The following is a 24,120-nucleotide window of genomic DNA, read 5'->3' as shown; positions in this document are numbered from 1 at the left end:
ATGAGTGAATTGTGAATAATGGTGTTAAATATTGTTTTTAACAACACCTCATTCACCATTCACTCACGCACAATTCTTTGATTCAATCAACCTATCCAAATCCTATAAATATATGACTAATTCCGAATTACAATCCATCAAAGCCCGATTTGGTATAATTGGCAATTCCCCCGCCTTGAACCATGCCATCGAAGTAGCTGCACAGGTTGCTCCTACCGACATGACCGTGCTGATTACAGGCGAAAGTGGTTCGGGAAAGGAATCATTCTCAAAAATTATACATAATGTTTCGGCACGAAAACACGGACAGTTTATTGCGGTAAACTGCGGTGCAATACCCGAAGGAACGATTGATTCAGAATTATTTGGTCATGAAAAAGGAGCTTTTACTGGTGCAGTAGATGCTCGTAAAGGTTACTTTGAAGTGACCGATGGCGGTACCATTTTCTTGGACGAAATTGCCGAAATGCCTCTTGGTACTCAAGCTCGCTTGTTACGTGTACTCGAAAATGGAGAATTTATCAAAGTGGGTTCTTCCAAAGTACAGCGTACCAATGTTCGAGTTGTAGCGGCCACAAACATCAACTTGATGCAGGCTGTAGAGCGTGGCAAATTCCGTGAGGACTTGTACTACCGTCTAAATACCGTTCCAATTTTTGTGCCTCCGCTTCGCGATCGTGGTTTAGATATCGAATTACTTTTCAGAAAGTTCACTACCGATTTTGCCGAAAAGTATCGTATCAAACCTATCCAGTTGACCCAAGATGCTCAGAATATTTTGTTGTCACAAAGGTTTCCTGGTAATATCCGCCAGTTGAAAAACTTGGCTGACCAAATCTCTATTTTGGAAGTCGATGACCGTATTGTTGATGCTAACAAATTGACTCATTATTTACAAATGAATAGTGGTCAACAAGTAGGTAACGGGCTCGTTAGAAAGGACTTTGAAGCACAGAATAAAGATAACTTTAATGAGCGTGAATTACTCTACAAAATTCTTTTTGATATGCGTCGCGATGTGACCGAACTCAAAAAGATGTTTTTGGAGGTGCTTAAAAATAATGGTGAAATGACTGGCGATATCCTGAAGGGTCATGAAACTTTATTCCAAGGGTTAGAGGGTGAAAGTATTCCTGCCAGTTATGGCAATAGCTTTCAAGCTCCTGAAATGAACCCCAGTCGAATTTTGCCTCCTAGTACGCCAAATTTTGATCAGCCTAGCTATCAAAATGTCAATGTTTCGCCAAGTGATAATGAGTTAAAAATTATTTCACTCGACGATAACAATACAGCCAACGATGTTTACGATATTACTCATGTGGCCGAGGAGGTATCTTTATCTTTAGAAAAACAAGAGAAAGATATGATTATCAGAGCCTTGAGAAAAAATAAAAATAAACGCAAATACGCCGCTCAGGATTTGGGTATTTCCGAAAGAACGCTTTATCGCAAAATCAAGCAATATGACATCGAAGAAGAATAATCTCTGGAAAATTTCTGGTATATTACTTTTTGTAGGAATCGCAAGCTTGTTACAGGCTTGCTATACGTTTCGTGGGGCCAGTTTAGACCCGAATTTGAAAACCATTCAGATTCAAAACTTTACGACACAAGCAGCAGGTGGCCCAACCAACCTTACCTTGACTTTCAATGAAAAAATGAAAGAATACTTTCAGCGAAATACTTCATTGAAAATGGCCAATATCAATCCAGATTTGATGTTTGAGGGAAGTATTACAGGATATGATGTCGAAGCAAAAGCTACTAGTTCATCCGATAAAGGGGGACTTAACCGCCTTACTATAAGAGTTCAAGTAAAGTTTACTAATGCCAAAGACGAGAATAAAAACTTTGACCAAGAGTTTTCTTTCTACCAAGATTTCCCTCAAAATCAAACCGTTACGGCAGTAGAAAAAGATTTGATTCCGAAGATATTTGACCAAATTGTTTTGGATATTTTTAACAAAACCGCAGGAGAGTGGTAAGAGCTTTTGAGTGATGAGTTGGGAGATGTGAGTGTTGAGTTGTGAATTAGGGTTGAGCTAAGTAAAACTGTTTATTTCGGATATCTGATATTGGATTTCGGAAGTGTAAGCTTCCTATATTATGTAAAAAATATAGAGATTTTACTTTATTTCCGAAATCAAAAATCCCAAATCTGAAATTGTTTGAAGTCCTTCGCACAACCCTAATTCTCAACTCACCATTCAAAACTCCTAACTCAAAACTCAAAAAACTCATCACTCCTTTTACCTATAACTTCTCGATGACTAAAGAAGCTTTTTCATATTTAGTAACCAATCCCAATGAGGTTTCCAAAAAGGATGTAGAGTCTTTGGAAGCTATTTTGGAAGAATATCCATTCTTTCAATTAGCACATACCTTAGTGGCAAAAGGCTATCATGCCAATTATGCAGAAGAATTAGCCAACGAAAAAATTCGTAAGGCTGCCATATATGCGCTCAATCGCAATGCTTTAAGAAAAGTAATCAATGGAAGTTTTGTGAACGAAAATCTGGTTCCTCAAAATTCTCCTAGCACAGTCGAATACATCAATAAAGTAGATAAAATCATAGAACAAGCAACGGCAGAAGAGCAACCTCAAACCTTTGCAAATCATGATTTAGTAGCTTTTTCGGCCTCTTATGAAGATGCGTTGTTGGACGATATTTTGAACAAACAACAAAAACAACTCGACATTATCAATTCCTTTATTGAGAAAGACCCAGGCTTGATTCGCACTTCTAAAAGTCAGATAGATTCCCCTGTGAACCATATAGATTTATCTGCCAAAAGCACTAAAGCAGAAAAAGAAGTTGTCACAGAAAGCTATGCCAAAATTTTGACGATGCAAGGGCGCAAAGAAAAAGCGATAGAGGTGTATGAAAAATTAATTTTGAAATTCCCAGAAAAAAAAGCGTACTTTGCGGATAAAATTAAGGCCATACAGTAGGAAGAGTTTATTTACTTGACTAAATTTAGCATTTCAAGCATTCAATAAGTTCTTCTCAAAGCAATGAGCTTGCGATTTGAGCTTATCGTCTGACACGTCTTAATTTGGCCTAATGCCTACTGCTATTGCTTACAGCGTTAGTAATTCATTTCCAAATACAAAATATTCACATTTAAAGTAAAAGTAAAAAATGTTCGGAGCAGTTATTGTAATTATTTGTATCGTAGCGGTATTGTTAGTGTTCGTAGTACTTGTGCAAAACCCTAAAGGAGGTGGCTTATCAGGTGAATTCGGTTCGGCTGGCGCTAGCCAAATGTTCGGTGTACAACGCACTGGCGACCTACTTGAACAAATTACTTGGGGTGGAGCGATTCTAATTGCTTTGTTAACATTGGGTTCTAAGTTTTTGACTCCAACAGCTTCTGAAGGAATCAACTCTGTGAACGTTGAAAAAGCAGCTACTAAAACTATTCCTGCAGCTGTGCCTGCACCAGCTCCTGCTGCTCCAGCTTCAGGAACTCCAGCACCAGCGCCTGCACCAGCGAAATAATCTTTCGTAGGTACGGATACAATAAAAAAGTCGAGCAAGAAATCTTGCTCGACTTTTTTTGTTGACCTTGCAACGGTTTAATCATTTTCGTTAAGTGTGAATAAATTCACCCGCTAAGTTGAATTGTTGACTTTAACACAAAGACATGATATGTATGAGTGCTGAATTGTGAGTAATAAGTTTTGAGTATAATTTTATGATTACTAATATTTTATCTCATTAATCCCTCCAACTTAATTTTTGTACTTTAGGCTCTAGGTAAAAAGTTTTAACATGTTTTTGCCGAATGCCAATACCTGAAAGCCGAAAGCATACTTTCCCTTTGAGAATATAGCTTACACAAACTACTCACTCGAAACCCAACATTCAAAACTCCTATTTACGCCGCCGACACCATTTCTACTACTTTGCGTTGAGCTATTGGCAAAAAGGTTTCTTCCAAGGGTAAAATACTGGAAGACTCCACCAAAAATGTGGCTGGGTTGGGCAAGTGTCTATATTTTTTGACTAAATCAATCTTCATATTTTCGAAAGTATTCGCCATCGAACGACGAACGGTATCCACATAAAAGGTTTTTAGTCCTCTACATTTTTCGTGGTTGTTTTCAAAAATGGTCAGATTGAATTGATAAATCCGTGTTTCCTGAATACAAGGCTCATACAAAAACAGGTATCCTTCATTTTTGTACAAAGGCAAAACGCCAATAGGCGCAATCGAAATTCCTTTTTCAACCTTTGATAAAAGCTCTTTTCCTTCCTCAATCGAGTACTTAAATTTTGGCAAAGCATATTCCATAATACTTTGCATTTCGGATATAACTTCGTTTTCGGGCTGTTTTACTTCCTCATAATTGACTTGCAATGCATCCGAATCTAGTCCTTTGATTCTCTTCGGAAAATTTTTCGCCATTTGTTGTAGACCGTCCTTAAAGTACATCGAATACTCATAATGACGCTGCAAATCAGATAAGTCAGGGTAAAGCTTCTTTTCTTTGAAGTTAGTTTTGACAGATTGTAGGTAGGCGAGCAACAAATATTTTTTGTACTCGAAGTCAATTAAACCTGCGGTGAGCCAATCTTTTTCTAAATTTCTCATCTTGGGCCTCCTTTCTTTAAATTAAGTGGTGATTTTGTAAATGAGCGAATAATTAAATTTATTTGGTATTTATTGAAACAAACTAAATTTCCCTTCGCCACTCCTTACTTTTCTTGTCTTGACACAAGAAAAGTAACAAAAGAAAGTCAAGAAATCCTAAACTCGCCTTCGGCTCAAACAGTAGGATTTCAGAAAACAAATACATATTGTTTTATTTTCAATGACTTATGAAATTTAAACATACTCTTGCTATTAAAATTAAAAACTTCATTGAAAAAAACAAATATTCAGGCAGTTTTTTGAAATTGGCATAATGAAGAAACCTGTTTGAAGTCAATTTGTCATAAAATAAGTACAAAATAGGCGACAAAATTTCAGGTTGAATTGACAAATGAATAGAGTATGACAGAGTTTGAAGCCAAAACCTGACAATATTTCAGCAAAATGCCCAATGGCACAAAAAATGTACAAAGATGCCATGTCAGCCACCTAATAATTGCGGCTGGCTCTGACCTAAAATTTACATAAACAAAAAATAACTCTTACAAAAACAAATGTCAACAGTTAGTATCAAACCATTAGCTGACAGAGTTCTAGTTGAACCAGCAGCAGCAGAAGAAAAAACTGCATTCGGAATTATCATCCCTGACACAGCGAAAGAAAAACCACAAAAAGGAACAGTAGTAGCAGTAGGTGCTGGCAAGAAAGATGAGCCGTTGACTGTTAAAGTAGGCGACACTGTATTATACGGTAAATACTCTGGTACTGAAATCGCGGTAGAAGGAAAAGACTATTTAATCATGCGCGAAAGCGATATTTTCGCAATCGTTTAATTTTCAGTTATCTGTTAGGCGTTAACGGTTATCTTTTAACAAAACGCTTTAACTCAAAATAATTGCAAAAAAACTTATAAAAGTTGTTTACTCTGCACGTCATTTAGTTAACTATTATTGACAACAGACAACCAATAACTAATAACAAATTTCAACAATGGCAAAGGAATTATTTTTTGACACCGACGCACGTGATAAATTGAAAAGAGGCGTTGACACTTTAGCAAATGCAGTAAAAGTAACTTTGGGACCAAAAGGTCGTAACGTTATCATCGATAAAAAATTCGGTTCTCCTACAATCACTAAAGATGGTGTTTCGGTAGCGAAAGAAATCGAATTGGAAGATGCAGTTGAAAACATGGGTGCTCAATTGGTGAAAGAAGTAGCTTCTAAAACAGCTGACCAAGCTGGTGATGGTACTACTACTGCAACAGTATTGGCGCAAGCTATCTACACAATCGGTTCTAAAAACGTAGCTGCTGGTGCAAATCCAATGGATTTGAAACGTGGTATCGACAAAGCGGTTAGTGCAGTTGTAGGTTCTTTGAAATCTCAATCTAAAGCTATCGAAACTTCAAACCAAATCGCTCAAGTTGCTACAATCTCTGCTAACTCTGATGCTGAAATTGGTAACATGATTGCTAACGCGATGGACAAAGTTGGTCGTGAAGGTGTAATCACTGTTGAAGAAGCTCGTGGTACTGAAACTGAAGTTAAAACTGTAGAAGGTATGCAGTTTGACCGTGGATATTTGTCTCCATACTTCGTAACAAACACTGAGAAAATGGAAGCTGAATTAGAGCGTCCATTCATCTTGATTTCTGAGAAGAAAGTATCTTCAATGAAAGAATTGTTACCAGTATTGGAAGGTGTTGCTCAAACTGGTCGTCCTTTGTTGATCATCGCTGAAGATGTTGACGGAGAAGCTTTAGCTACATTGGTAGTAAACAAAATCCGTGGTGCATTGAAAGTTGCTGCTGTTAAAGCTCCAGGTTTCGGTGACCGTCGTAAAGCTATGTTGGAAGACATCGCTATCTTGACAGGTGGTACTGTAATTTCTGAAGAGCGTGGTTTCAAATTAGAGCACGCTACTATCGAATATTTAGGACAAGCTGAAAAAATCATCATCGACAAAGACAACACAACTGTTGTAAACGGTGTTGGTTCTTCAGATGGTATCCAAGCTCGTGTAAACCAAATCAAAGCTCAAATCGAGAACACTACTTCTGATTATGACCGTGAGAAATTGCAAGAACGTTTGGCTAAATTGTCAGGTGGTGTTGCTATCCTTTACATCGGTGCTGCTACTGAAGTAGAAATGAAAGAGAAAAAAGACCGTGTTGACGATGCTTTACATGCAACTCGCGCTGCTGTAGAAGAAGGTATCGTTGCAGGTGGTGGTGTAGCATTAATCCGTGCTATCTCTTCATTAGACGGTTTGAAAGGTGAAAACGATGACCAAACTACTGGTATCAACATCATCCGTCAGGCTATCGAAGCTCCATTGAGAACAATCGTTTCTAACGCAGGTGGTGAAGGTTCTGTAGTAATCAACGCAGTGAAAGCTGGCGAAGGTGACTTTGGTTACAACGCTCGTGAAGACAAATACGAAAATATGTTAGTAGCTGGTATCATCGACCCTACTAAGGTAACTCGTTTGGCTCTTGAAAACGCAGCTTCAATCGCAGGCTTGTTGTTGACTACTGAATGTGTGATTGCTGACAAACCAGCAGCAGACCTTCCAGCAGCTCCACACGGTGGCGGAATGGGCGGAATGATGTAATCATCAATTTCTGCTTATAAATCAAAGGCCTCTTTCTACGGGAAGAGGCCTTTTTTTATTCTATTGAGTGAATGAGTGAGTGGTGAATGATTTAGAGTATTTGGCTTTGATAAGCTGTTTTTTTGTTGTCTAACATATAAGCTAGTTGTATTTTAGGTAGTTTAACTTTATCATCGTTACAACATAGATATGCCTGTTTATTGGATTTTTTCAGAAAACAATCATGGTATTAGCTCCGTAGGTGCGAAATATTAAAAGAGCGCCGTAGGTGCGAAAGAATCTTGTTGGAAATAATATAACTATCATTCGAAAATAGTAAATTCAAAAACTGATATTTTAAAATTCAGCATTCATGAATGTTTTTAAAAATATTTGAAGCTATATAAATCATTAAGTTATCTAAGAGCCGTATTGTTACAAAACTTGAAAATTATGAGAAACCTATTCAAAATAATATTGTTTTTCTCGTTTTACATCTCATCATGTAAAAATATTGACCAAGAACCTGAATATGGTTGTGAAAATATTGTACTCGAAAAGGTAGACTGGACCTATTGTGAAAATATTGAGAGATATGGCTGGAGAAAATGCAATGATAATCGGGATACACTTACCATGAAATTTAAAGAGCATCTTGAAAATATCAAAGGCATAATTACCCAAGAGGATGATTCAACTTTTTGTCTAAAACCAAATGGCTTAAATAGCCTTACACCTATAAATTTGCCTAAATGTTTCAAAATAGGAAATTTGAGAGTAGTTTTTAGCGGAGATATTAGAGTGGCACCAGGCTTGAATGAATCAAATTGTGGGGATTTATTTGAACTTACAAAAATAGAAATTGCTGAGTGAATTCGTTAAGGCTTGTACATATCTTCTACCTTGATGTATTTGAATAATTATCTCAGCTTATTATTTCATACTTAACAGATACTATTACTATATTTTTAAGCTTACACTTTATTTTAAAGTTAAAAACTGTATGGAAACTAAATTATTGAGACCACAAGTGACGTACCATGTTGAAACATTAGAAGAGTTTGAAGAGCGTTACTCAGGTTTTGGTAAAGAAACATATTAGAATATTAAGAAATATATACCTGAAATATTCGATAGTCTTGTGCTTTACAAATGTATTGATTGCCAATTAGAGGATAGTTATGCAGAATATAAAAATGACCGATTCCCATTTTGTATTCAATTAGATCCATTAATTGAGGTAATAGTTCTATGGAACAAATCAAAACATATTGAAATTGGCTATTGGTCAAAAAATGAATATTTAGATACCATCAATTTTATCAAATCAGAATTTCTTCAATGAAAAACGTTTAATCTCCTATTACAACCTATTCCCAATCCCCCCCAAAAAATGCCTAATCAAAACCCATTATTACTCGCATTAAAGGCTAAAAAGTCGAATGTTGAAATCCATAAACATGCGGCTTTTCAGATAGTTTTTACTGATGACTATCCCTTTAGTACCACACTCGAAAGTCAGGAGTATCCAGATATCTTTGGGTTTGTAATCAAACCTCAAGTAGCGCATGCCTGTGTGTGTAACCAAGGAAATGTAGTTATTCTAAATATCGAACCATATTCCATTTTGGGGAAGCTTATTGCGGAACAATTAGGTGAGAAAAATGCTATTGTCTTCTATGCTAAAACAGAATTTCAACATTTTTTAGGTATGCAGGAGGGCGACTTTTCATTAGATAGATTGCTTGATTTGAATCTCCAAAACTCATTGATTCAGCCTTTGGATACCCGAATCGAGGATGCCATCACATTTATTCATGAGCATTTTAAAGTGGAAAATATCTCGACTCAGGAGGTTGCTAATCATGTTTTTTTGTCCCCTTCTCGACTAGCCACATTGTTCAAACAACAAATAGGTAGCAGTATCAGCAAATACCTGTTGTGGACAAGATTGAGAAATGCGATTTTTCAAATTTTAACCGAGAAAGACAAAAATCTGACAACGATTGCTTTGGAAAGTGGTTTTTACGACTCTTCGCAAATGACTAAATATATGTACCAATTATTTGGCATTTCACCTTCCAAATTGAAGCAAAAAAGTGATTTGATACAATTTTTAGCGATTGAGACTACCTAATTTTATGGTACTAAATTTAGTAACCTAGAGCAGTCATAACTTTTAAAATAACCTAAAAAATGTACAGAATCATTGTTTCAATCGCATTGTCAGATAGTGGAATCGACACCATTAAATCAACACCAGAACTTCCTAAAAAGGAAATGGAATATGTCCATCTTTGGAAGAACGAAGGTATTTTGGAAAGCTTTTATATTTCTGTAACCAAAAAAGAAGCGGTTCTCATTTTTAAAGACATCGACGAAACCAAGTGCAAGGAAATGATAGAGATACTGCCTTATTTTCCCTACATGTCAAAAGTTGAATACCTTGGGGTGGATAAGCAATTTTAATAGTAAGTAATCGTGCAGAATAAGATTTAAGTTTTTTTTTAGGGACAAGGCAACAGGCACAAGGCAAAGAGTGTCAAAATGTTTTTAATGACCACAGACATACATTTTTCCCAAAGCCTACCGCCGAAAGCCGTTACCTGAAAGCTAAAAGCACAATTTTAAACTTTATATTGCGCACTAACTTGAGTAATTGTGTAAAATAAAATTTAGTAAAGGAAAATCCACAATATATCTACGATTCGCATTGATATTATGAGCTTATTCTAATAACTGAATTACTGTTAATTAATAACTTACTTTTACTAAATCTATTAAAAAAACTATTATGACAACAATTGAAATTCAAATAGAAGAGAAAAATAAAATTCTTAAAGGACTTGAAAAAGCTTATGAAAAGCTTTTAGAATTTAAGAAAACTCAAAATAGTGAGTTGGTGGTTTTACGGGACAATAAAATTGTCAAAATTAAACCTGAATAAATAACACATCTACTCAACTCTGGTGGCTATTTGGCCATCCCATTTCTCTAAAATTCTATTATAAAATATTATTCTAAACCACCTTGAAAGCAATTCTAAGGTGGTTTTCTTTTTAATTGCAATATTCTAATCACATAACTACCTCCTCCCCTCTTCCAAATTAAAATCTATCAATAACCAATAATACAGTTTATTGCAGAATTTCAGTGCTAAAAACTTACCATTTATCAATTTATTCATTAAAAACTAGGGAGATTATTATTCATGAATAGAATAATTTCTCATATTAGGGGAAAAGTCACATACTACCTTTAACTTATTGCATCTACCTTGATATGATAAACAAAACAATTACGATCGAAACGCAATTGGCAGCAACACCTGAAACTGTTTGGGGCTTCTTGACAAATCCTAGTCTGCTAGCCGAATGGCTAATGCCCAACAACATTACGCCTGAAAAAGGTAGAGAATTCCAGTTTAAAACCAAATCACGAGTCAAACTTGGCTTTGAAGGATCAATCACCTGCCAAATTCTCAAACTAAAACCGAATTCCGAAATTAGCTACACTTGGCAGGGAATACTCTCCCGTGAACAACACAAACTCGAAACCACTGTTACTTGGACATTGCAAACTCAATCTACTAATCAAACTATTTTGAAGCTCAAACAAGATGGATTTATTGGCTTTAAAAACCTGATTCCTTACGCCGTTTTACTAAAGACTTGGCAACGGCTACTTTCTCAAAAATTACCCATTGCCATTGCTAAGTACCAAGCTGAAATTTAACGTTTGAATACGCTTATTATACATCACATCCATTCTCCTTACTTTATATTTTACTCCACGCTTTTTTAATACAAATTTTTCTACCATAAATGAAGATTTCTTGTACTTTAACTTATCATGTTGTGGTAATGTTGGGGTAAAAAATGCCTTTATAAGCCAAATTAAAGGTTTTGTAGTGGTAATGTAGTAACACCTAATTAGACTATTTGAAGTCCTTCCTCCTACTTTTGCAAAAGCGAAAAGCAGTTCGATAAGCCTATCACTATCGGATTAATCCAATTATTTTTCATTATACTCCAAAATGCTTTTGCAAAATGAACAAAAAACATCTACTAATTTTTAGTATTCTTTTACTCTTGGGTAGCGTGAATACACTCCTAGCTCAAGGTATTAGAGTTACTGGTAAAGTTACCTCTAAAAACTCTGGAGAACCCTTGATTGGCGCCAGTGTATCTATTATGGGAACAGCTAAGGCTACGATTACCGATTCGTTGGGGCGCTACAGTATTTCGGCAAACCAAGGAGCTATTTTGGTAGCCAATTATTTGGGCGCTTCGGCTCAAAGTGTGAGTGTCAAGGCCAATACAACCGTCATTAATTTTGTGATGGAGGAAGCCATCAACAAACTCGATGAAGTGGTTGTGGTAGGTTATGGTGCTCAAAAGAAAAGTGTGGTAACGGGTGCTATCTCATCGGTAAAGGCTTCTGACTTACAGACTATGCCTATCAACCGTGTTGAGGAAGCATTACAAGGTCGTACTTCGGGTTTAACAATTGCTTCTAGTTCTGGTCAGCCAGGCTCTGGGGCAACAGTACGTGTGCGTGGTGTAACAACACTCAATAACAACGATCCTCTTTGGGTAGTGGACGGAGTGGTAATCGACAATGGTGGTATTGGTTATTTGAATCAGTCAGACATCGAATCGATTGAAGTACTGAAGGATGCTGCTTCACAGGCTATTTATGGAGCTAGGGCTGCCGCTGGGGTAATTTTGGTTACTACGAAAAAAGGAAAAGCGGGTAAGCTTCAGGTGAGCTACAATGGTTTTTATGGTATTTCGTCACCTGCTAAAAAACTCAATTTGTTGAATGCTACACAGTATGCGACGATTCGCAATGAGGCTGCTGTAAATGCTGGTGCGCAACCTGTATATGCTAATCCTCAATCGTATGGCACGGGTACAGACTGGCAAGCCTTGATTTTTAATAACAGTGCTCGTCGTCAAAATCATGAACTTAGTTTGAGTGGCGGTAGCGAGCGTTCTACTTATTATGCTTCTTTTGGTTATTTGGATCAGGAAGGTATTGTGGCTACAGATATTTCGAAATATACTCGTGCGAATATCCGTTTGAATAGCACACACAAAATTTCAAAATATGTAACTTTTGGACAGAACTTAGGCTATGCACATGACAAATCTGTAGGTCTGGGAAATACAAACTCTGAGTTTGGAGGTCCTTTAAGTTCTGCCATTAACCTCGACCCTATTACTGCTGCTGTGGTAACAGACCCATCTATATACAATGCTCCACCGTACACCAATACAGGGATTCGTCGTGATGCCAATGGTTTTCCTTATGGTATCTCTACAGCAGTGGGACAAGAGATGATTAACCCTTTGGCGTATATTTCTACCCGTTTGGGCAATTATGGATGGAGTGATAACATTGTTGGAAATGCTTATTTGGAAATTAGTCCGATCCAAGGATTAAAAATCCGCTCAACAATTGGTTCGAAAGTAGCGTATTATGGCAATGAAAGCTTTACGCCTATTTCTTGGTTAAACTCGTCAAATATTACGTCACAAACTTCATATAACCGTGGTTTGAACTCTCGCTTTGATTGGAACTTAGAAAATACCGTTTCTTATACGCGTGATATTCAAAAACACAATGTAAGTGTATTGTTGGGTCAGGGTGCTTACTCTGAAAACAGAACCTATTCGACAAGTGTAACTTTCTATAATATCCCTGTAGATAATTTCAACGATGCGTCGATGAACTTCAAAGTACCAAACGACCAACGTTCTTCTGATTCAGGTGAAGGACAGTTACATAATGTATCCTCATTGTTTGCTCGTTTGAATTATAGTTTTGACGAAAAATATTTAATTCAAGGTCTAGTTCGTCGTGATGGTTCGTCTCGCTTTGGCGCTAACAACAAATATGGTATTTTCCCATCTATATCATTAGGTTGGGTTACTTCTCGCGAGGCATTTTTCCCAACAAATACTTTTGTCAACTTTATGAAAGTACGTGGTGGTTATGGAGTAGTAGGAAACGATGCGATTGGGGATTTTGCGTTCTTATCTACAATCGGAAGTGGTCGTAATTACGCTATTGGTAACTCTGGAAGCTATATTATTGGTTATAGTCCAAATGCGCCAGCCAACCCAGATTTGAAATGGGAACAAACCAGTCAAGCGAACATTGGTATAGATGCGACTTTGTTCAACAACCTCTCTGTGACTTTAGAATATTTCCAGAAAACGACGAAAAACATTCTTCAAAACCCACGCATTCCAAGTTATGTAGGTGCCATTTCAAACCCAGCAGCCAACGTGGCAGATATGCAAAATACAGGTTTTGAAATTGAATTAGGGTATCGTAAAAAAATCGGTCAAGTCAACTTCTCGGTAAATGGTAACGCTTCATTTATCAAAAACGAAGTAACAAACTTAGGAAACGGAATCACCTATTTGTCAGGTGGTCAGTCATTCCAATCGAGTACCTACCCTATTACTCGTACAGCCGTTGGCCAACCGATCAACTCATTCTTTGGCTTCCAGACTTTAGGCATTTTCCAAAATCAGGGCGAAGTAGAAGCATATGCTAAAGATGGTAAAAAGATTCAGCCTAATGCCAAACCAGGCGATTTTAAATGGCAAGATACAGATGGTGATGGCGTCATTACAGAAAAAGACCGTGTGTTCTTGGGTAACCCAATGCCAACGGTAACCTATGGTTTTACGGTTAATTTAGGGTACAAAAACTTTGACTTTGTGTTATTTGGACAAGGTGCGGGCGGTAACAAAATCTTCCAAGGTTTACGTCGTTTGGACATTGCAAATGCTAACTGGTCAACCAAAGTTTTGGATCGTTGGACAGGCGAAGGTTCTACCAATAGCATGCCAAGAGTCGTAAATGGCGACCCGAACAAAAACTATGGTAACCCATCTAATTTCTACCTTGAAAATGGTGACTATTTCCGTATCAAAACACTTCAATTGGGTTATACTTTACCTCAAACTATCTCAAGCAAATTGGGTTTGGGCAAGGCAAGATTCTATGTCATGAGTCAAAACCTTTTGACAATCACCAAATACAGTGGTTATGATCCTGAAATTGGCGGAGGTGTCATGAGTATCGACCGTGGTATCTATCCACAAGCACGTTCATGGATGGTAGGTTTAAATCTAGGATTTTAACAGAGGTTATCAGTTAAAAGCATATCAGTTATTGTAATTCATTCATAATCAATACAATAACATAAATTTACACGGCAGATATATCATTAAAACAACCTTTCCTTCTACTTAAGTTAGTGGGCAAAATAAAATTTAAGATTGTGCTTTCAGGTAACGGCTTTCGGCGGTGGGATTTGGGGAAAAGCATGGCTATGGTTATTAAAAAACATCTTAACACTCTTTGCCTTGTGCCTGTTGCCTAGTGCCTAAACACATTGGTTAAATCTTATTATGCACGATCACTTAATACTTAACAACTAAAATTTAACAAGATGTCAGTAAAAAAATATATCGCAACATTACTCATTGGTAGCCAGTTGTTATCGGCTTGTACCACTGAATTTTTGGAGGTAACTCCCAAAGGAACCAACCTCGAAGCTAACTATTATCGTAACCAAACTGAAGCGTTCAACGGGTTAGTGGCGGCATACGATGTGGTTGGTTGGCAAGGAGGCGGTTATGTCACCAAAGTGGGTGCTATGAATGCCGCATCTGACGACCACTACGCTGGTGGTGGTGGACCTAATGATATTTCAGACTTTCAGGTAATCTCTAACTATACTTTAACCCCTGACCGAGGTCCACAGGGAGAATTATGGAGAAAAGGATTTTCTGGTATCTTTCGTGCCAATACCATCCTTTCCAAGCTCCCTGGTGTTCCGATGGACGAAACCTTGAAGAAGCGCTACACAGCAGAAGGAAAGTTTTTGAGAGCTTATTTCTATTTTGATTTAGTGCGTCTTTTCAAAAACATTCCGCTATTTACCAAACCTGTAGAAGCTAGCCAGATGTACAATGTTGAGCAGGCTGCTCCAACTGAAGTATATGCACAGATTGAGAAGGATTTAAAAGAGGCATTAGCAGACCTTCCTGCTACCGTTCCAGTGGCTACTGAAGGTGGTCGTGCTACACAAGGTGCTGCTCATGCACTTTTGGGTAAAGTGTATTTGCAACAAGAGAAATTCACAGAGGCGGCTTCAGAATTTGCCCTCGTAAATGGCACACCTGGTGGTTCAAATCAGTATGGTTATAAGTTACTCAACAACTTTTCTGACCTTTGGAAAGTAACTAATAAATACAATAGCGAATCAATTTTTGAGATTGCTTATACCAATACTTCGGCAGGAAACTGGAACTGCGTAGCTTGTACAGAGGGGAATTTATTGAATATTTTGGTTGGTCCACGTGGCTATCGTTCACTAAAATCTGACGCTCCTGACTATGTTTCGGGCTGGAGTTTTTTGGTTGTAACACCAGATTTATTTAATGCCATGCATTATGACCCACGCTTAAATTCTACGATTGCGAACTTAGATAGTTTAGAGAAAAATGGGATTGCTGGCTACGAAAAAGGCTATATGAATACAGGTTATTTCTTGGAAAAATTTGCAGGTCGTAACTCATTCAAATGGACTGGCGCAGGTAATATGGAGTTGAATTTCCCACAAAATATGTACGAAATTCGCTTGGCGGATACATATTTGCTCGAAGCGGAAGCCTTAGTTAGAGGTGGAGGAGACTTAAAACGTGCGGCTACGTTGCTGAATGCCGTTCGTAATCGTGCCTACAAAAGCACAACTGGTAACATAGCAGCTACCCTCGACAATATCATCAAAGAACGTCGTTTGGAATTGGCTGGTGAAGGTCACCGCTGGTTTGACTTGGTACGTTGGAAAATTGCACCTCAAGTATTGGGAAGTCGTGGTTTCCAAGCTGGAAAACATGAAATTTTACCTATTCCTTTGTTAGAAATGGATAACACCAAAATCCAACAAAGCAAAGAATGGGGAGGTACAAAGTAGATTAATTGATAAACATTGGCTTAAAATACAAAAGAATCATATTACTCCCTAGTCCGAGACTAAGTCTCGGACTAGCTTTTGTTTCAGTTTATAAACTGTATAAAAAATAAGTCCAAGACAAAGTCTTGAACTAGGCATATGTTGCCTTAGTACCTCCTAGTCCGAGACTAAGTCTCGGACTAGCTTTTGTTTTAGTTTATAAACTGTATAAAAATAAGTCCAAGACAAAGTCTTGAACTAGACATTTATTACATTAGTACTCTCTAGCTCGAGACTAGCTTTTTTCTTCTCATCTTCAAATCTCCAAATTATCAAATTATAACCCCTTTTTCTATGAAAAACATAGTCTTAAAAAAAGCTATTGGCGCACTGTGCTTTTTGGGTGTAAGCACACTTTACTCCTGCTCAGGGCAACCCAAACCCACGCCTTCTCCTGTTGTAGTAACGATTCCTCCGCTGGTAGATAAAGCTTGGGACTTTGAAACAACTCCTACTTGGGCAGATGAATTTGACTATGCGGGAGCACCCAATCCAAAGCTCTGGGACTACGATATTGGTGGTACTGGATGGGGTAACAACGAGCTTCAGTACTATACCAACAGCACCAACAATGCCTTGGTAAAAGATGGTAAACTCAGTATCATTGCCAGAAAAGAATCATTGGGAGGTAAAGATTATACCTCAACCAGATTAGTATCTCGACAAAAAGGGGATTTTCTCTATGGTCGTTTCGAAATCAAAGCGAAGCTTCCGAAAGGCTTAGGCACGTGGCCTGCTATTTGGATGCTCCCTACCGATTGGGCGTATGGCGGCTGGCCAAATTCTGGTGAAATTGACATTATGGAACATGTGGGTTATGACCCGAATGTCGTACATATTAGCACCCATTCTCTGGCATATTATTTCAAAATCAATACACAAAAAACTGCCGTTAAAACAATCCCCACTGCTATAACCGACTATCATTTGTATCGGGTAGATTGGACTCCTTATGCTATTCGAGGATATATTGACAATGAGAAGATTTTTGAATTTGTGAATGAAAACAAAAGTTATGCCGAATGGCCGTTTGATAAAAGATTCCATATATTATTGAATCTTGCCATTGGTGGCGATTGGGGTGGTGCCAAAGGCGTAGACAATTCGATATTCCCTTGCCAAATGGATATTGATTATGTACGTGTTTACAAGATGATTGACAAATAACCTAAGTAGAGACGTTGCACGCAACGTCTTCTTGAAGAATGATCTAATACGATTTGAAATAAAATAATCCACCATGTCTTATCATATTTCAATTTGAAAATTTGTTTGGAGACGTTGCGTGCAACGTCTCTACAGGTTTTAATCCGAAATCTAATATCCACAATCTACAATCGAAATCTATTCTTCGTAAATGCTTAGGAAATAACTAAAGAAATTGACCTCAGAAGGTAGTTGTAGTTTCTTTCGCAAACGATACCTGCTTACCTCTACACTTCTAGCAGAGATATTCATGAGTTGAGCAATTTCTTTGGTAGAAAGGTTCATTCTTAAATACGCACAAAGCTTTAGTTCACTTGGGCTTAGATTGGGGAATCGCTCTTTGATGACCATCAAAAAATTACTATGAACACTATCGAAGTGCATCGAAAACTGGTTCCAATCGGTCTCAACTGTATTCTCATCGTCAACCGTTTTCATCATGCGTTTCAAATCTTCCTTGATTTCCTCCACATTGCCAGACTTATACATTTTACCCAAATCTTGTTTGAGCTTGGTCAGTAATTCCGCTTTTTGAACTAAATACATCGCCGAGGAAGCCAGTTCGGCATTTTTATGGATAATTTCTGCCTCTAATTTTTCATTTTTTAGGCTGACAATCTCTTTTTCATTTTTATCTAATTCCAATTGGTGCATATACATCAATTGTTTTTGTTCTTTTTGAAACGAGACTTGCTGGTCGATAAATTTTTGTTGTTGCCAACGAAACAATCTCCAAAAGGCAACTGACAACAGCAAAAAATAGAAAATATAAGCCCAGATTGTCAAATACCAAGGTGGTAAAATGATGATTTGATAAGATGCAATGTCAGATTCTTGCCCCAAATTATTTCTTGCTTTGACCTTAAACAAGTAGGTTCCTGCGGGCAATTGGGTATATTCTTTACTTGTCTTTTTGGTCCACGCCGACCACGTACCATCAAAACCTTCTAACTGACAAGCATATTCCACCGTTTGGAGTTGATGATAGAGTGTGGAGGAATAGTCAAATGTTAATCGGTCGAAATCACTATCTATTTTGGTATTTTTTGCCTTCTCCATACTTTTGATTCCACCGAAAAAGACACTATCTATTTTCCCTGAAGCACTAATTTCACTAATCAGCACATTTACCTTACTCAGCTTTTGTCGATACGCTTTGTAATTGATATGAAAAAAGCCCTTTTCCCCTCCTACTATCACATTTTCCAGATTCATGGGATTGATAAACTCAAAGCCCGAAACTAAACGATTATTTAATTCAGGAAAATAGATTACTTGTGGCTTATGATTAGAAAAATCTAAAACTCCGATTCTATTATCTGCTATAAACCAGATGTTTCCATCTTGGTCTTCTTTGAGATAATACATTTTCATTCCTTTAAAATAAGGCATTAATAAAGAACAAGGAACAAATTTGTCGGTATGAGTATTGTATTCGAAAATGCCATTTTCGGAAGCAATTACCACCCTATTTTTAAGACGGTATACAAAACTGTTATTCTCTGAAAGAGTCAAACCTTCTCGCGCACCGTATAACTTCACTTCTGTTTTTAAAGAATCCTTCATCGAAACTCTAAAAACACCTTTATAGGGGTGCGATGTCCAAATAACTTTGTCATTGTTAGGGTCGATACAGACAAAACGAGATGAAATATGAAAATTATCTACCTTTTTATCTACTGAAAATTGCCCATTTTTATAGATCCAAAATTTCAAACCATTGTAATTTCCTGCTACCAATCGAGCGGTAGGTTCCAAACTCGAAAGTGGCACAAAAGTCCAATAACCCCCATTATCATCTATTTTTTGGGCACTTTTTTCATTTACGATAAATGCTCCCTCATGATGCCCCATTAAGAGCTGACGATTAATTACTTGTAAATTCCATACTTGACCAGTCGAGTTAGTAATTTTTCGGAAGGCACTTTTTTCATAACTCAAATCACCTTGTTCCTTAATGGGCGCTACATACAAGCCGTTGGCAGTTCCCAAATACAAATTTCCTTGGTATAAGGCCGAAGCATATCCTCCAGCATCAGCATCTTGCATAATCGAAATGCTTTTGATGGCATTGTTGGTCGCCACGAAGGCAATTCCGTTGTCTAAGCCCAACCAAAGATTTTTTTGTTTATCCAAAAAGCTACTGAGAATATTATTGTTATTGAGACCTTCTGCTTTGGAAAAATGTTGAATAAAATTACCGTGTATATCGATGATATAACAGCCATTTAAACTTGTCGAAAGCGCTATTTGAGTAGCATTAATTTGAACAGCATGATAGATTCGGTACTTGCTAATTTCGGTAATAAATGGTGTAGCAAAGGACTGAATACGCTGGGTATTTAACCAATAGAGTCCATTCTCAAACGTCGAAATCACTGATAATTCCTTTGAAATAGGGACAATGGCTGTTACTAACTGCTTGCCTAAGAGTTGCAAATCGGTGCTAAAAGGTATCCATTGCCCATTTTCAAAATACAACAAACCTTTTTCAAAATCTTGTGCGATTAGTTTTTCTGAACTTTTCCCTAAAAAACGCCAGTGAGAAGAAGGTCTATACACCGAAATTTTATTGGCTTTATATTCAAAAATACGACTGCTAGAACGGAAAAAAACGGATTCTTTCCACACACAAACATTCCAAACATCATAAAAAGTTTGGTCTTTTTCAGGCAAGAGTTGCTTTAAAGAATGATATGCCAATACCCCATTTTCACTTGGACTGAAGTAGCCAATTTCATTTTCTCCGCCCACATAAATCTTACCATCCGAAGCAATCGCCAAGGAACGAACTTTGGTTTTGGAAGGCAAATGATACTTTCGCCAATAGTTACCATCAAAAGTCAAAAGACCTTCATTATTAGCAAAATACATCCGTCCAGCAGCATCTTGTTGAATACCCCAGTTTTGCGTTCCAGCTAGATATTGATTTTTGGTATAGTTATTTATCTCTGGCAAACCAATGGTATTTTGACCAAATGAGACAGATATCGGAAGAAGTAATATGATTGATAGGATTAGTCGGTTCATGAAACGATACAGGCGATGTGTGTATTTTAAAACAAATATCTGGCAAAAAGTCCAAAATATTATAGTTTTCTATCCTTATTGTCCTAATGTTGGGGTAATGTAGGGGTACATTTTTATTAATCCTCATAGAGTATTTCTACTTTTGACAAACAATTACTACGCTACCTATTCCTAAAATATATCTGTAGTGTTTTAACCTTTACTCCTGTATAAAATCTTGAAAATAAGTTTTGCTAATTTTTTATATATCCAATTTCTTTAAAAACTATAAATTCATTGTCCTTATGATTTGGGTCTTCTGGCGTTAATTCTAGTTGGAGATTAGGGTTTTAATTCACAGCTAGACCCAAAACATAAGGATTTAATAACCCTTCAGAACAAAATAGTGAAAAAGTGTATGTTAACTCTTGTCCTAGCGATTATCTCGGTAATCGCTCAGGCTCAAGGATTTTTGAAAGCTAAAGGAAAAATTATCACCGACTCGAACGGGAACAAGGTAATCTTACGAGGCATGGGGCTGGGTGGCTGGATGTTGCAAGAAGGCTATATGTTTAAACTTGGAAATATTGGTCAGCAGTATCAAATCAAAGCCCGAATTCAGGAGCTTGTTGGACAAGACGCCACTGATAAATTTTATCAACAATGGCTCGAAAAACATACCCAAAAAGCCGACATTGATTCAATGGCGGCATGGGGATTCAATTCTATCAGGTTGCCCATGCACTATGATTTATATACCCTATCGGTAGAAAAAGAACCCATTGCAGGACAAAACACGTGGTTAGAAAAGGGTTTTGCCATGACTGATAGCCTATTAGCTTGGTGCAAAGCCAATAAAATGTATTTGATTTTAGATTTACACGCAGCGCCTGGCGGACAAGGGAATGATTTAGCTATTTCTGATCGTAATCCAAATATGCCATCTTTATGGGAAAGTCGTGATAATCAATTGAAGGTAATTGCTCTTTGGAAAAAACTCGCACAAAGATACGCCAACGAACCTTGGATTGGAGGTTATGACATTATCAATGAGCCCAATTGGGGCTTTCAGGATGTAAAGGATTTTAGAGGAACAGAGGAAAAACTCAATCTTCCACTACGAAACCTGATGATTGAAATTACCAAAGCGATTCGTGAGGTAGACAACCATCATATTATCATTATTGAAGGAAATGGTTTTGGGAATAATTACCGTGGAATTCTGCCTGCTTGGGACAATAATATGGTATTGAGTTTTCATAAATATGGAAATTTTAATACCAAAGCCGCTATTCAAAATTTCTTAAATCTCAGAGATGAATATAACGTACCGCTTTGGTTAGGCGAATCGGGCGAAAACTCTAACAACTGGTTTACTGAAGCGATCCGTTTGGTCGAATCCAATGATATTGGTTGGGCATGGTGGCAATCCAAGAAAATGGGAATTAATAATCCTTGGGAAATCAAAATAACGCCATCTTACCAAAAGCTTTTGGATTACTGGAACAACAAAGGTCCTAAGCCTAGCAAAGAAGACGCACAAACCTCTTTAGACGAACTTATTTCACTCATTCAACTTCCTAATAACCAACCCCACGCCGACGTGATTGATGCGATGTTTAGACAAGTAAGAGAGCAAAAAGCTTTGGCTTTCAAAACACATCGCATCGGCTCATCGGTTACCATTCCTGCGGTTGATTTTGACTTAGGAGGGCAACGAATTGGGTATTATGATAAAGATACCGCAAGTTATCACTATACTCCAGGCGTCAATACGCAAGGAAATCGTGGAAAAGTATATCGCAATGATGGCGTAGATATTCAATTAGAAAATGGACAATATCAGGTCTTTTCAATTGAAAATGAGGAATGGTTGGGTTATACCATTGAGGTAGAAAAAGCCAAAAAATATCAGATAAATCTAGAAATAGCTTCAAAAGAAGCTGAAGGGGAAATCGAAATATGGAGCAATGATCAGTTGTTATCTACCACCAAAATTCAACCCACTGGTAATGATAAAAATTGGAAATGGGTCAAGGCAGGCACAATTCGGTTAAATAAAGGTACTCAGCAGCTTCGAATCAAATTTGTGAAAGGAAATATTTTATTTAGAACTATCCAACTCAATTAATACTTAATAACCCTTCGTTCTATGTCGAGCCAGTTCATTTTTGGACTGGCTTATTTTTTGTAAAATAAGGCAAAAACTTATCTTTGTATATGTCAAATCTAAGCCATATTATCGAAGAAAGACCGCACGAAGTTGGGAACTTCTGGGTAGGTCGATTGCTACCATTCCGTACCAAGCGAATGGTGGGTCCTTTTACTTTTATCGACCACATGGGGCCAACACAGCTCCAAGATTATGAAAACTTCGATGTCGGACCGCATCCACACATTGGGTTGTCTACCCTCACCTATCTTTTTGAAGGCAGTATAATGCACAGAGACAGCCTAGGAACACAGATGGAAATTCAACCAGGGGCTGTCAACTGGATGACCGCAGGTAAAGGAATCGTTCACTCCGAACGTACGCCAGACTATTTAAGACATTCGCCTAAATTTCTACATGGTCTACAAATATGGGTGGCATTACCCAAACATTTGGAACAAATGGAGCCTAGCTTTTTCCATGCCGAAGCCGACACATTACCTTCATGGGAAGAAGATGGCGTACAATACAAGCTCATTGCAGGCGAAGCCTTAGGGCATCAATCTCCCGTACCAGTATATAGTCCTCTTTTTTTACTAGAAATCAAATCTACAGCTAAAAAAACGGTCAAAATCGGTAGTTCTCTTTTTGGGGAGGCGGCCATGTATATTTTGGAAGGAAGTGTGGAAAGCGAAGGGAATGTGTATGAACCCAAAAGAATTCTAGTGGCCAAAGATGCTTCACTTTGTGAATTTACGATAGGTGAAAATACAACCATTTATATCTTTGGTGGAGAGCCATTTCCAGAAGAAAGATTTATGTTTTGGAATTTTGTAGCAAGTGATAAAGAAATGCTAGAAGAGGCTAAACAACGTTGGCAAGACCAATTATTCCCCAAAATAGAAGGCGAAACAGGCTTTGTCCCCTTGCCTGTGATTGGAAAAGTTTCTTAAGTATTTATAATGAATTGTCTAGTTCGAGACTAAGTATTATTGCTGAATTATGACTTATGAATTGTGAATGTGAAATTTTAATTATCAACATCTTACATCTTCAAATGATCAAATCTTTTGATTACTGGACAAAATGAGCAATAGATTTTTTGGAGTACTGAATTTTATAAAAACAGTTTAAAACTGTTTAAAAATAAGTCCAAGACTAAGTCTTGAACTAAGAAGTTTCAGAGTAGTTTTATAAGCCATTGAAAATTTAAAGTATGTATTTGTTTTTCTGAAATCCTACTGTTTGAGCCGCAGGCGAGGTAGGTCGCCACTCCGATTAGGATTTCTTGACTTTCTTTTGCGGCCGCCGCGCGGTTACTTTTCTTGTGTTAGATGGGCACGCCTAGTGAAGAAAAGTAAGGAGCAGCGAATGGAAATTTTGTTTCTTCTACAAATGCCAAATAAAATTTTTAAACATACTCTTATCTTATTGATTACTCAAAATATTATTTTAAAAATCAGCAATACCAAATCCGCAATCGCTTGAATTCTTTCATATTTTAGTTTAACTTAAA

At 37.4% G+C, this 24,120-nt stretch carries 18 protein-coding genes; 16 read left to right on the top strand and 2 right to left on the bottom strand.

Features of this window, described 5'->3' with window-relative positions; all coding sequences use genetic code 11:
• Positions 1 to 112 precede the first annotated feature (112 nt).
• The 4 genes from BWI92_RS14760 (at position 113) to secG (ending at position 3,503) form a co-directional block, all read left to right on the top strand.
• Complete coding sequence (locus tag BWI92_RS14760; RefSeq protein WP_095164026.1) at positions 113 to 1,483, top strand: sigma 54-interacting transcriptional regulator; 1,371 nt, start codon at positions 113 to 115, stop codon at positions 1,481 to 1,483.
• Positions 1,464 to 1,985: an LptE family protein gene (locus tag BWI92_RS14755; protein WP_095164025.1), complete on the top strand. Its 522-nt coding sequence runs from the start codon at positions 1,464 to 1,466 to the stop codon at positions 1,983 to 1,985. Before BWI92_RS14760 ends, BWI92_RS14755 begins: the two co-directional genes overlap by 20 nt.
• Positions 1,986 to 2,164: 179 nt before the next feature.
• Entirely contained in the window at positions 2,165 to 2,953 is a 789-nt protein-coding gene (locus BWI92_RS14750) for a hypothetical protein (RefSeq protein ID WP_095164024.1), read from the top strand.
• 190 nt (positions 2,954 to 3,143) lie between these two features.
• Positions 3,144 to 3,503 (top strand): preprotein translocase subunit SecG, encoded by a 360-nt coding sequence (gene secG / locus BWI92_RS14745; RefSeq protein ID WP_095164023.1) that lies wholly within the window; start codon positions 3,144 to 3,146, stop codon positions 3,501 to 3,503.
• Between the two features lie 379 nt (positions 3,504 to 3,882).
• Here secG and BWI92_RS14740 read toward each other — a convergent pair whose 3' ends face one another.
• Positions 3,883 to 4,599 carry a hypothetical protein gene (locus tag BWI92_RS14740; protein WP_095164022.1) on the bottom strand — a complete coding sequence of 239 codons (717 nt, stop codon included), beginning with the start codon at positions 4,597 to 4,599 and terminating at the stop codon, positions 3,883 to 3,885.
• A 554-nt stretch (positions 4,600 to 5,153) separates the two neighbouring features.
• Between BWI92_RS14740 and groES the strand changes: the two genes are divergently transcribed.
• The 10 genes from groES to BWI92_RS14690 all read left to right on the top strand — a co-directional run bounded on the left by groES (position 5,154) and on the right by BWI92_RS14690 (position 17,404).
• On the top strand, positions 5,154 to 5,432 hold the full coding sequence (gene groES, locus BWI92_RS14735) for a co-chaperone GroES (protein ID WP_095164021.1): 279 nt from the start codon (positions 5,154 to 5,156) through the stop codon (positions 5,430 to 5,432).
• Between the two features lie 157 nt (positions 5,433 to 5,589).
• A complete protein-coding gene (groL, locus tag BWI92_RS14730) occupies positions 5,590 to 7,215 on the top strand; it encodes a chaperonin GroEL (RefSeq protein ID WP_095164020.1) in 1,626 nt (541 codons plus the stop codon).
• A gap of 423 nt (positions 7,216 to 7,638) precedes the next feature.
• A complete protein-coding gene (locus BWI92_RS14725; RefSeq protein WP_176464432.1) occupies positions 7,639 to 8,067 on the top strand; it encodes a hypothetical protein in 429 nt (142 codons plus the stop codon).
• Between the two features lie 520 nt (positions 8,068 to 8,587).
• Entirely contained in the window at positions 8,588 to 9,331 is a 744-nt protein-coding gene (locus BWI92_RS14715; RefSeq protein ID WP_095164017.1) for an AraC family transcriptional regulator, read from the top strand.
• Between the two features lie 59 nt (positions 9,332 to 9,390).
• Complete coding sequence (locus tag BWI92_RS14710; protein ID WP_229363134.1) at positions 9,391 to 9,663, top strand: hypothetical protein; 273 nt, start codon at positions 9,391 to 9,393, stop codon at positions 9,661 to 9,663.
• A gap of 325 nt (positions 9,664 to 9,988) precedes the next feature.
• Positions 9,989 to 10,141 (top strand): hypothetical protein, encoded by a 153-nt coding sequence (locus tag BWI92_RS27330; protein WP_176464431.1) that lies wholly within the window; start codon positions 9,989 to 9,991, stop codon positions 10,139 to 10,141.
• A gap of 335 nt (positions 10,142 to 10,476) precedes the next feature.
• Positions 10,477 to 10,929: an SRPBCC domain-containing protein gene (locus BWI92_RS14705; protein ID WP_095164016.1), complete on the top strand. Its 453-nt coding sequence runs from the start codon at positions 10,477 to 10,479 to the stop codon at positions 10,927 to 10,929.
• 314 nt (positions 10,930 to 11,243) lie between these two features.
• Positions 11,244 to 14,357, top strand: coding sequence for a TonB-dependent receptor (locus BWI92_RS14700; RefSeq protein ID WP_095164015.1), 3,114 nt, complete (start codon positions 11,244 to 11,246; stop codon positions 14,355 to 14,357).
• Between the two features lie 311 nt (positions 14,358 to 14,668).
• Positions 14,669 to 16,198, top strand: coding sequence for a RagB/SusD family nutrient uptake outer membrane protein (locus BWI92_RS14695; protein WP_095164014.1), 1,530 nt, complete (start codon positions 14,669 to 14,671; stop codon positions 16,196 to 16,198).
• 333 nt (positions 16,199 to 16,531) lie between these two features.
• A complete protein-coding gene (locus BWI92_RS14690) occupies positions 16,532 to 17,404 on the top strand; it encodes a glycoside hydrolase family 16 protein (RefSeq protein ID WP_095164013.1) in 873 nt (290 codons plus the stop codon).
• Between the two features lie 177 nt (positions 17,405 to 17,581).
• Here BWI92_RS14690 and BWI92_RS14685 read toward each other — a convergent pair whose 3' ends face one another.
• Positions 17,582 to 20,473: a triple tyrosine motif-containing protein gene (locus tag BWI92_RS14685; protein WP_095164012.1), complete on the bottom strand. Its 2,892-nt coding sequence runs from the start codon at positions 20,471 to 20,473 to the stop codon at positions 17,582 to 17,584.
• Between the two features lie 397 nt (positions 20,474 to 20,870).
• Here BWI92_RS14685 and BWI92_RS14680 point away from each other — a divergent pair, with 397 nt between their 5' ends.
• Together BWI92_RS14680 and BWI92_RS14675 are read left to right on the top strand one after the other, a co-directional pair.
• The gene (locus BWI92_RS14680) at positions 20,871 to 22,583 is read left to right on the top strand and encodes a cellulase family glycosylhydrolase (RefSeq protein WP_095164011.1); all 1,713 of its coding nucleotides are present in this window, start codon (positions 20,871 to 20,873) and stop codon (positions 22,581 to 22,583) included.
• An 89-nt stretch (positions 22,584 to 22,672) separates the two neighbouring features.
• Positions 22,673 to 23,557 (top strand): pirin family protein, encoded by an 885-nt coding sequence (locus BWI92_RS14675; protein ID WP_095164010.1) that lies wholly within the window; start codon positions 22,673 to 22,675, stop codon positions 23,555 to 23,557.
• The last annotated feature ends 563 nt before the right edge of the window (positions 23,558 to 24,120 follow it).

Source organism: Flectobacillus sp. BAB-3569 (assembly GCF_002270355.1).
GTDB classification, from domain to species: domain Bacteria; phylum Bacteroidota; class Bacteroidia; order Cytophagales; family Spirosomataceae; genus Flectobacillus; species Flectobacillus roseus.
The sequence above is the reverse complement of the archived record's forward strand: the minus strand, read 5'-3'. Positions and strand labels throughout refer to the sequence as shown.

Bases quoted from the DNA above. Each gene is read 5' to 3' on its own strand.
- BWI92_RS14715 (WP_095164017.1), top strand. From the start codon at position 8,588: ATGCCTAATCAAAACCCATTATTACTCGCATTAAAGGCTAAAAAGTCG.
- BWI92_RS14695 (WP_095164014.1), top strand. From the start codon at position 14,669: ATGTCAGTAAAAAAATATATCGCAACATTACTCATTGGTAGCCAGTTG.
- BWI92_RS14705 (WP_095164016.1), top strand. From the start codon at position 10,477: ATGATAAACAAAACAATTACGATCGAAACGCAATTGGCAGCAACACCT.
- BWI92_RS14675 (WP_095164010.1), top strand. From the start codon at position 22,673: ATGTCAAATCTAAGCCATATTATCGAAGAAAGACCGCACGAAGTTGGG.
- BWI92_RS14740 (WP_095164022.1), bottom strand. From the start codon at position 4,599: ATGAGAAATTTAGAAAAAGATTGGCTCACCGCAGGTTTAATTGACTTC.
- BWI92_RS14680 (WP_095164011.1), top strand. From the start codon at position 20,871: ATGTTAACTCTTGTCCTAGCGATTATCTCGGTAATCGCTCAGGCTCAA.
- BWI92_RS14760 (WP_095164026.1), top strand. From the start codon at position 113: ATGACTAATTCCGAATTACAATCCATCAAAGCCCGATTTGGTATAATT.
- BWI92_RS27330 (WP_176464431.1), top strand. From the start codon at position 9,989: ATGACAACAATTGAAATTCAAATAGAAGAGAAAAATAAAATTCTTAAA.
- secG (WP_095164023.1), top strand. From the start codon at position 3,144: ATGTTCGGAGCAGTTATTGTAATTATTTGTATCGTAGCGGTATTGTTA.
- groL (WP_095164020.1), top strand. From the start codon at position 5,590: ATGGCAAAGGAATTATTTTTTGACACCGACGCACGTGATAAATTGAAA.
- groES (WP_095164021.1), top strand. From the start codon at position 5,154: ATGTCAACAGTTAGTATCAAACCATTAGCTGACAGAGTTCTAGTTGAA.
- BWI92_RS14710 (WP_229363134.1), top strand. From the start codon at position 9,391: ATGTACAGAATCATTGTTTCAATCGCATTGTCAGATAGTGGAATCGAC.
- BWI92_RS14690 (WP_095164013.1), top strand. From the start codon at position 16,532: ATGAAAAACATAGTCTTAAAAAAAGCTATTGGCGCACTGTGCTTTTTG.
- BWI92_RS14755 (WP_095164025.1), top strand. From the start codon at position 1,464: ATGACATCGAAGAAGAATAATCTCTGGAAAATTTCTGGTATATTACTT.
- BWI92_RS14700 (WP_095164015.1), top strand. From the start codon at position 11,244: ATGAACAAAAAACATCTACTAATTTTTAGTATTCTTTTACTCTTGGGT.
- BWI92_RS14685 (WP_095164012.1), bottom strand. From the start codon at position 20,473: ATGAACCGACTAATCCTATCAATCATATTACTTCTTCCGATATCTGTC.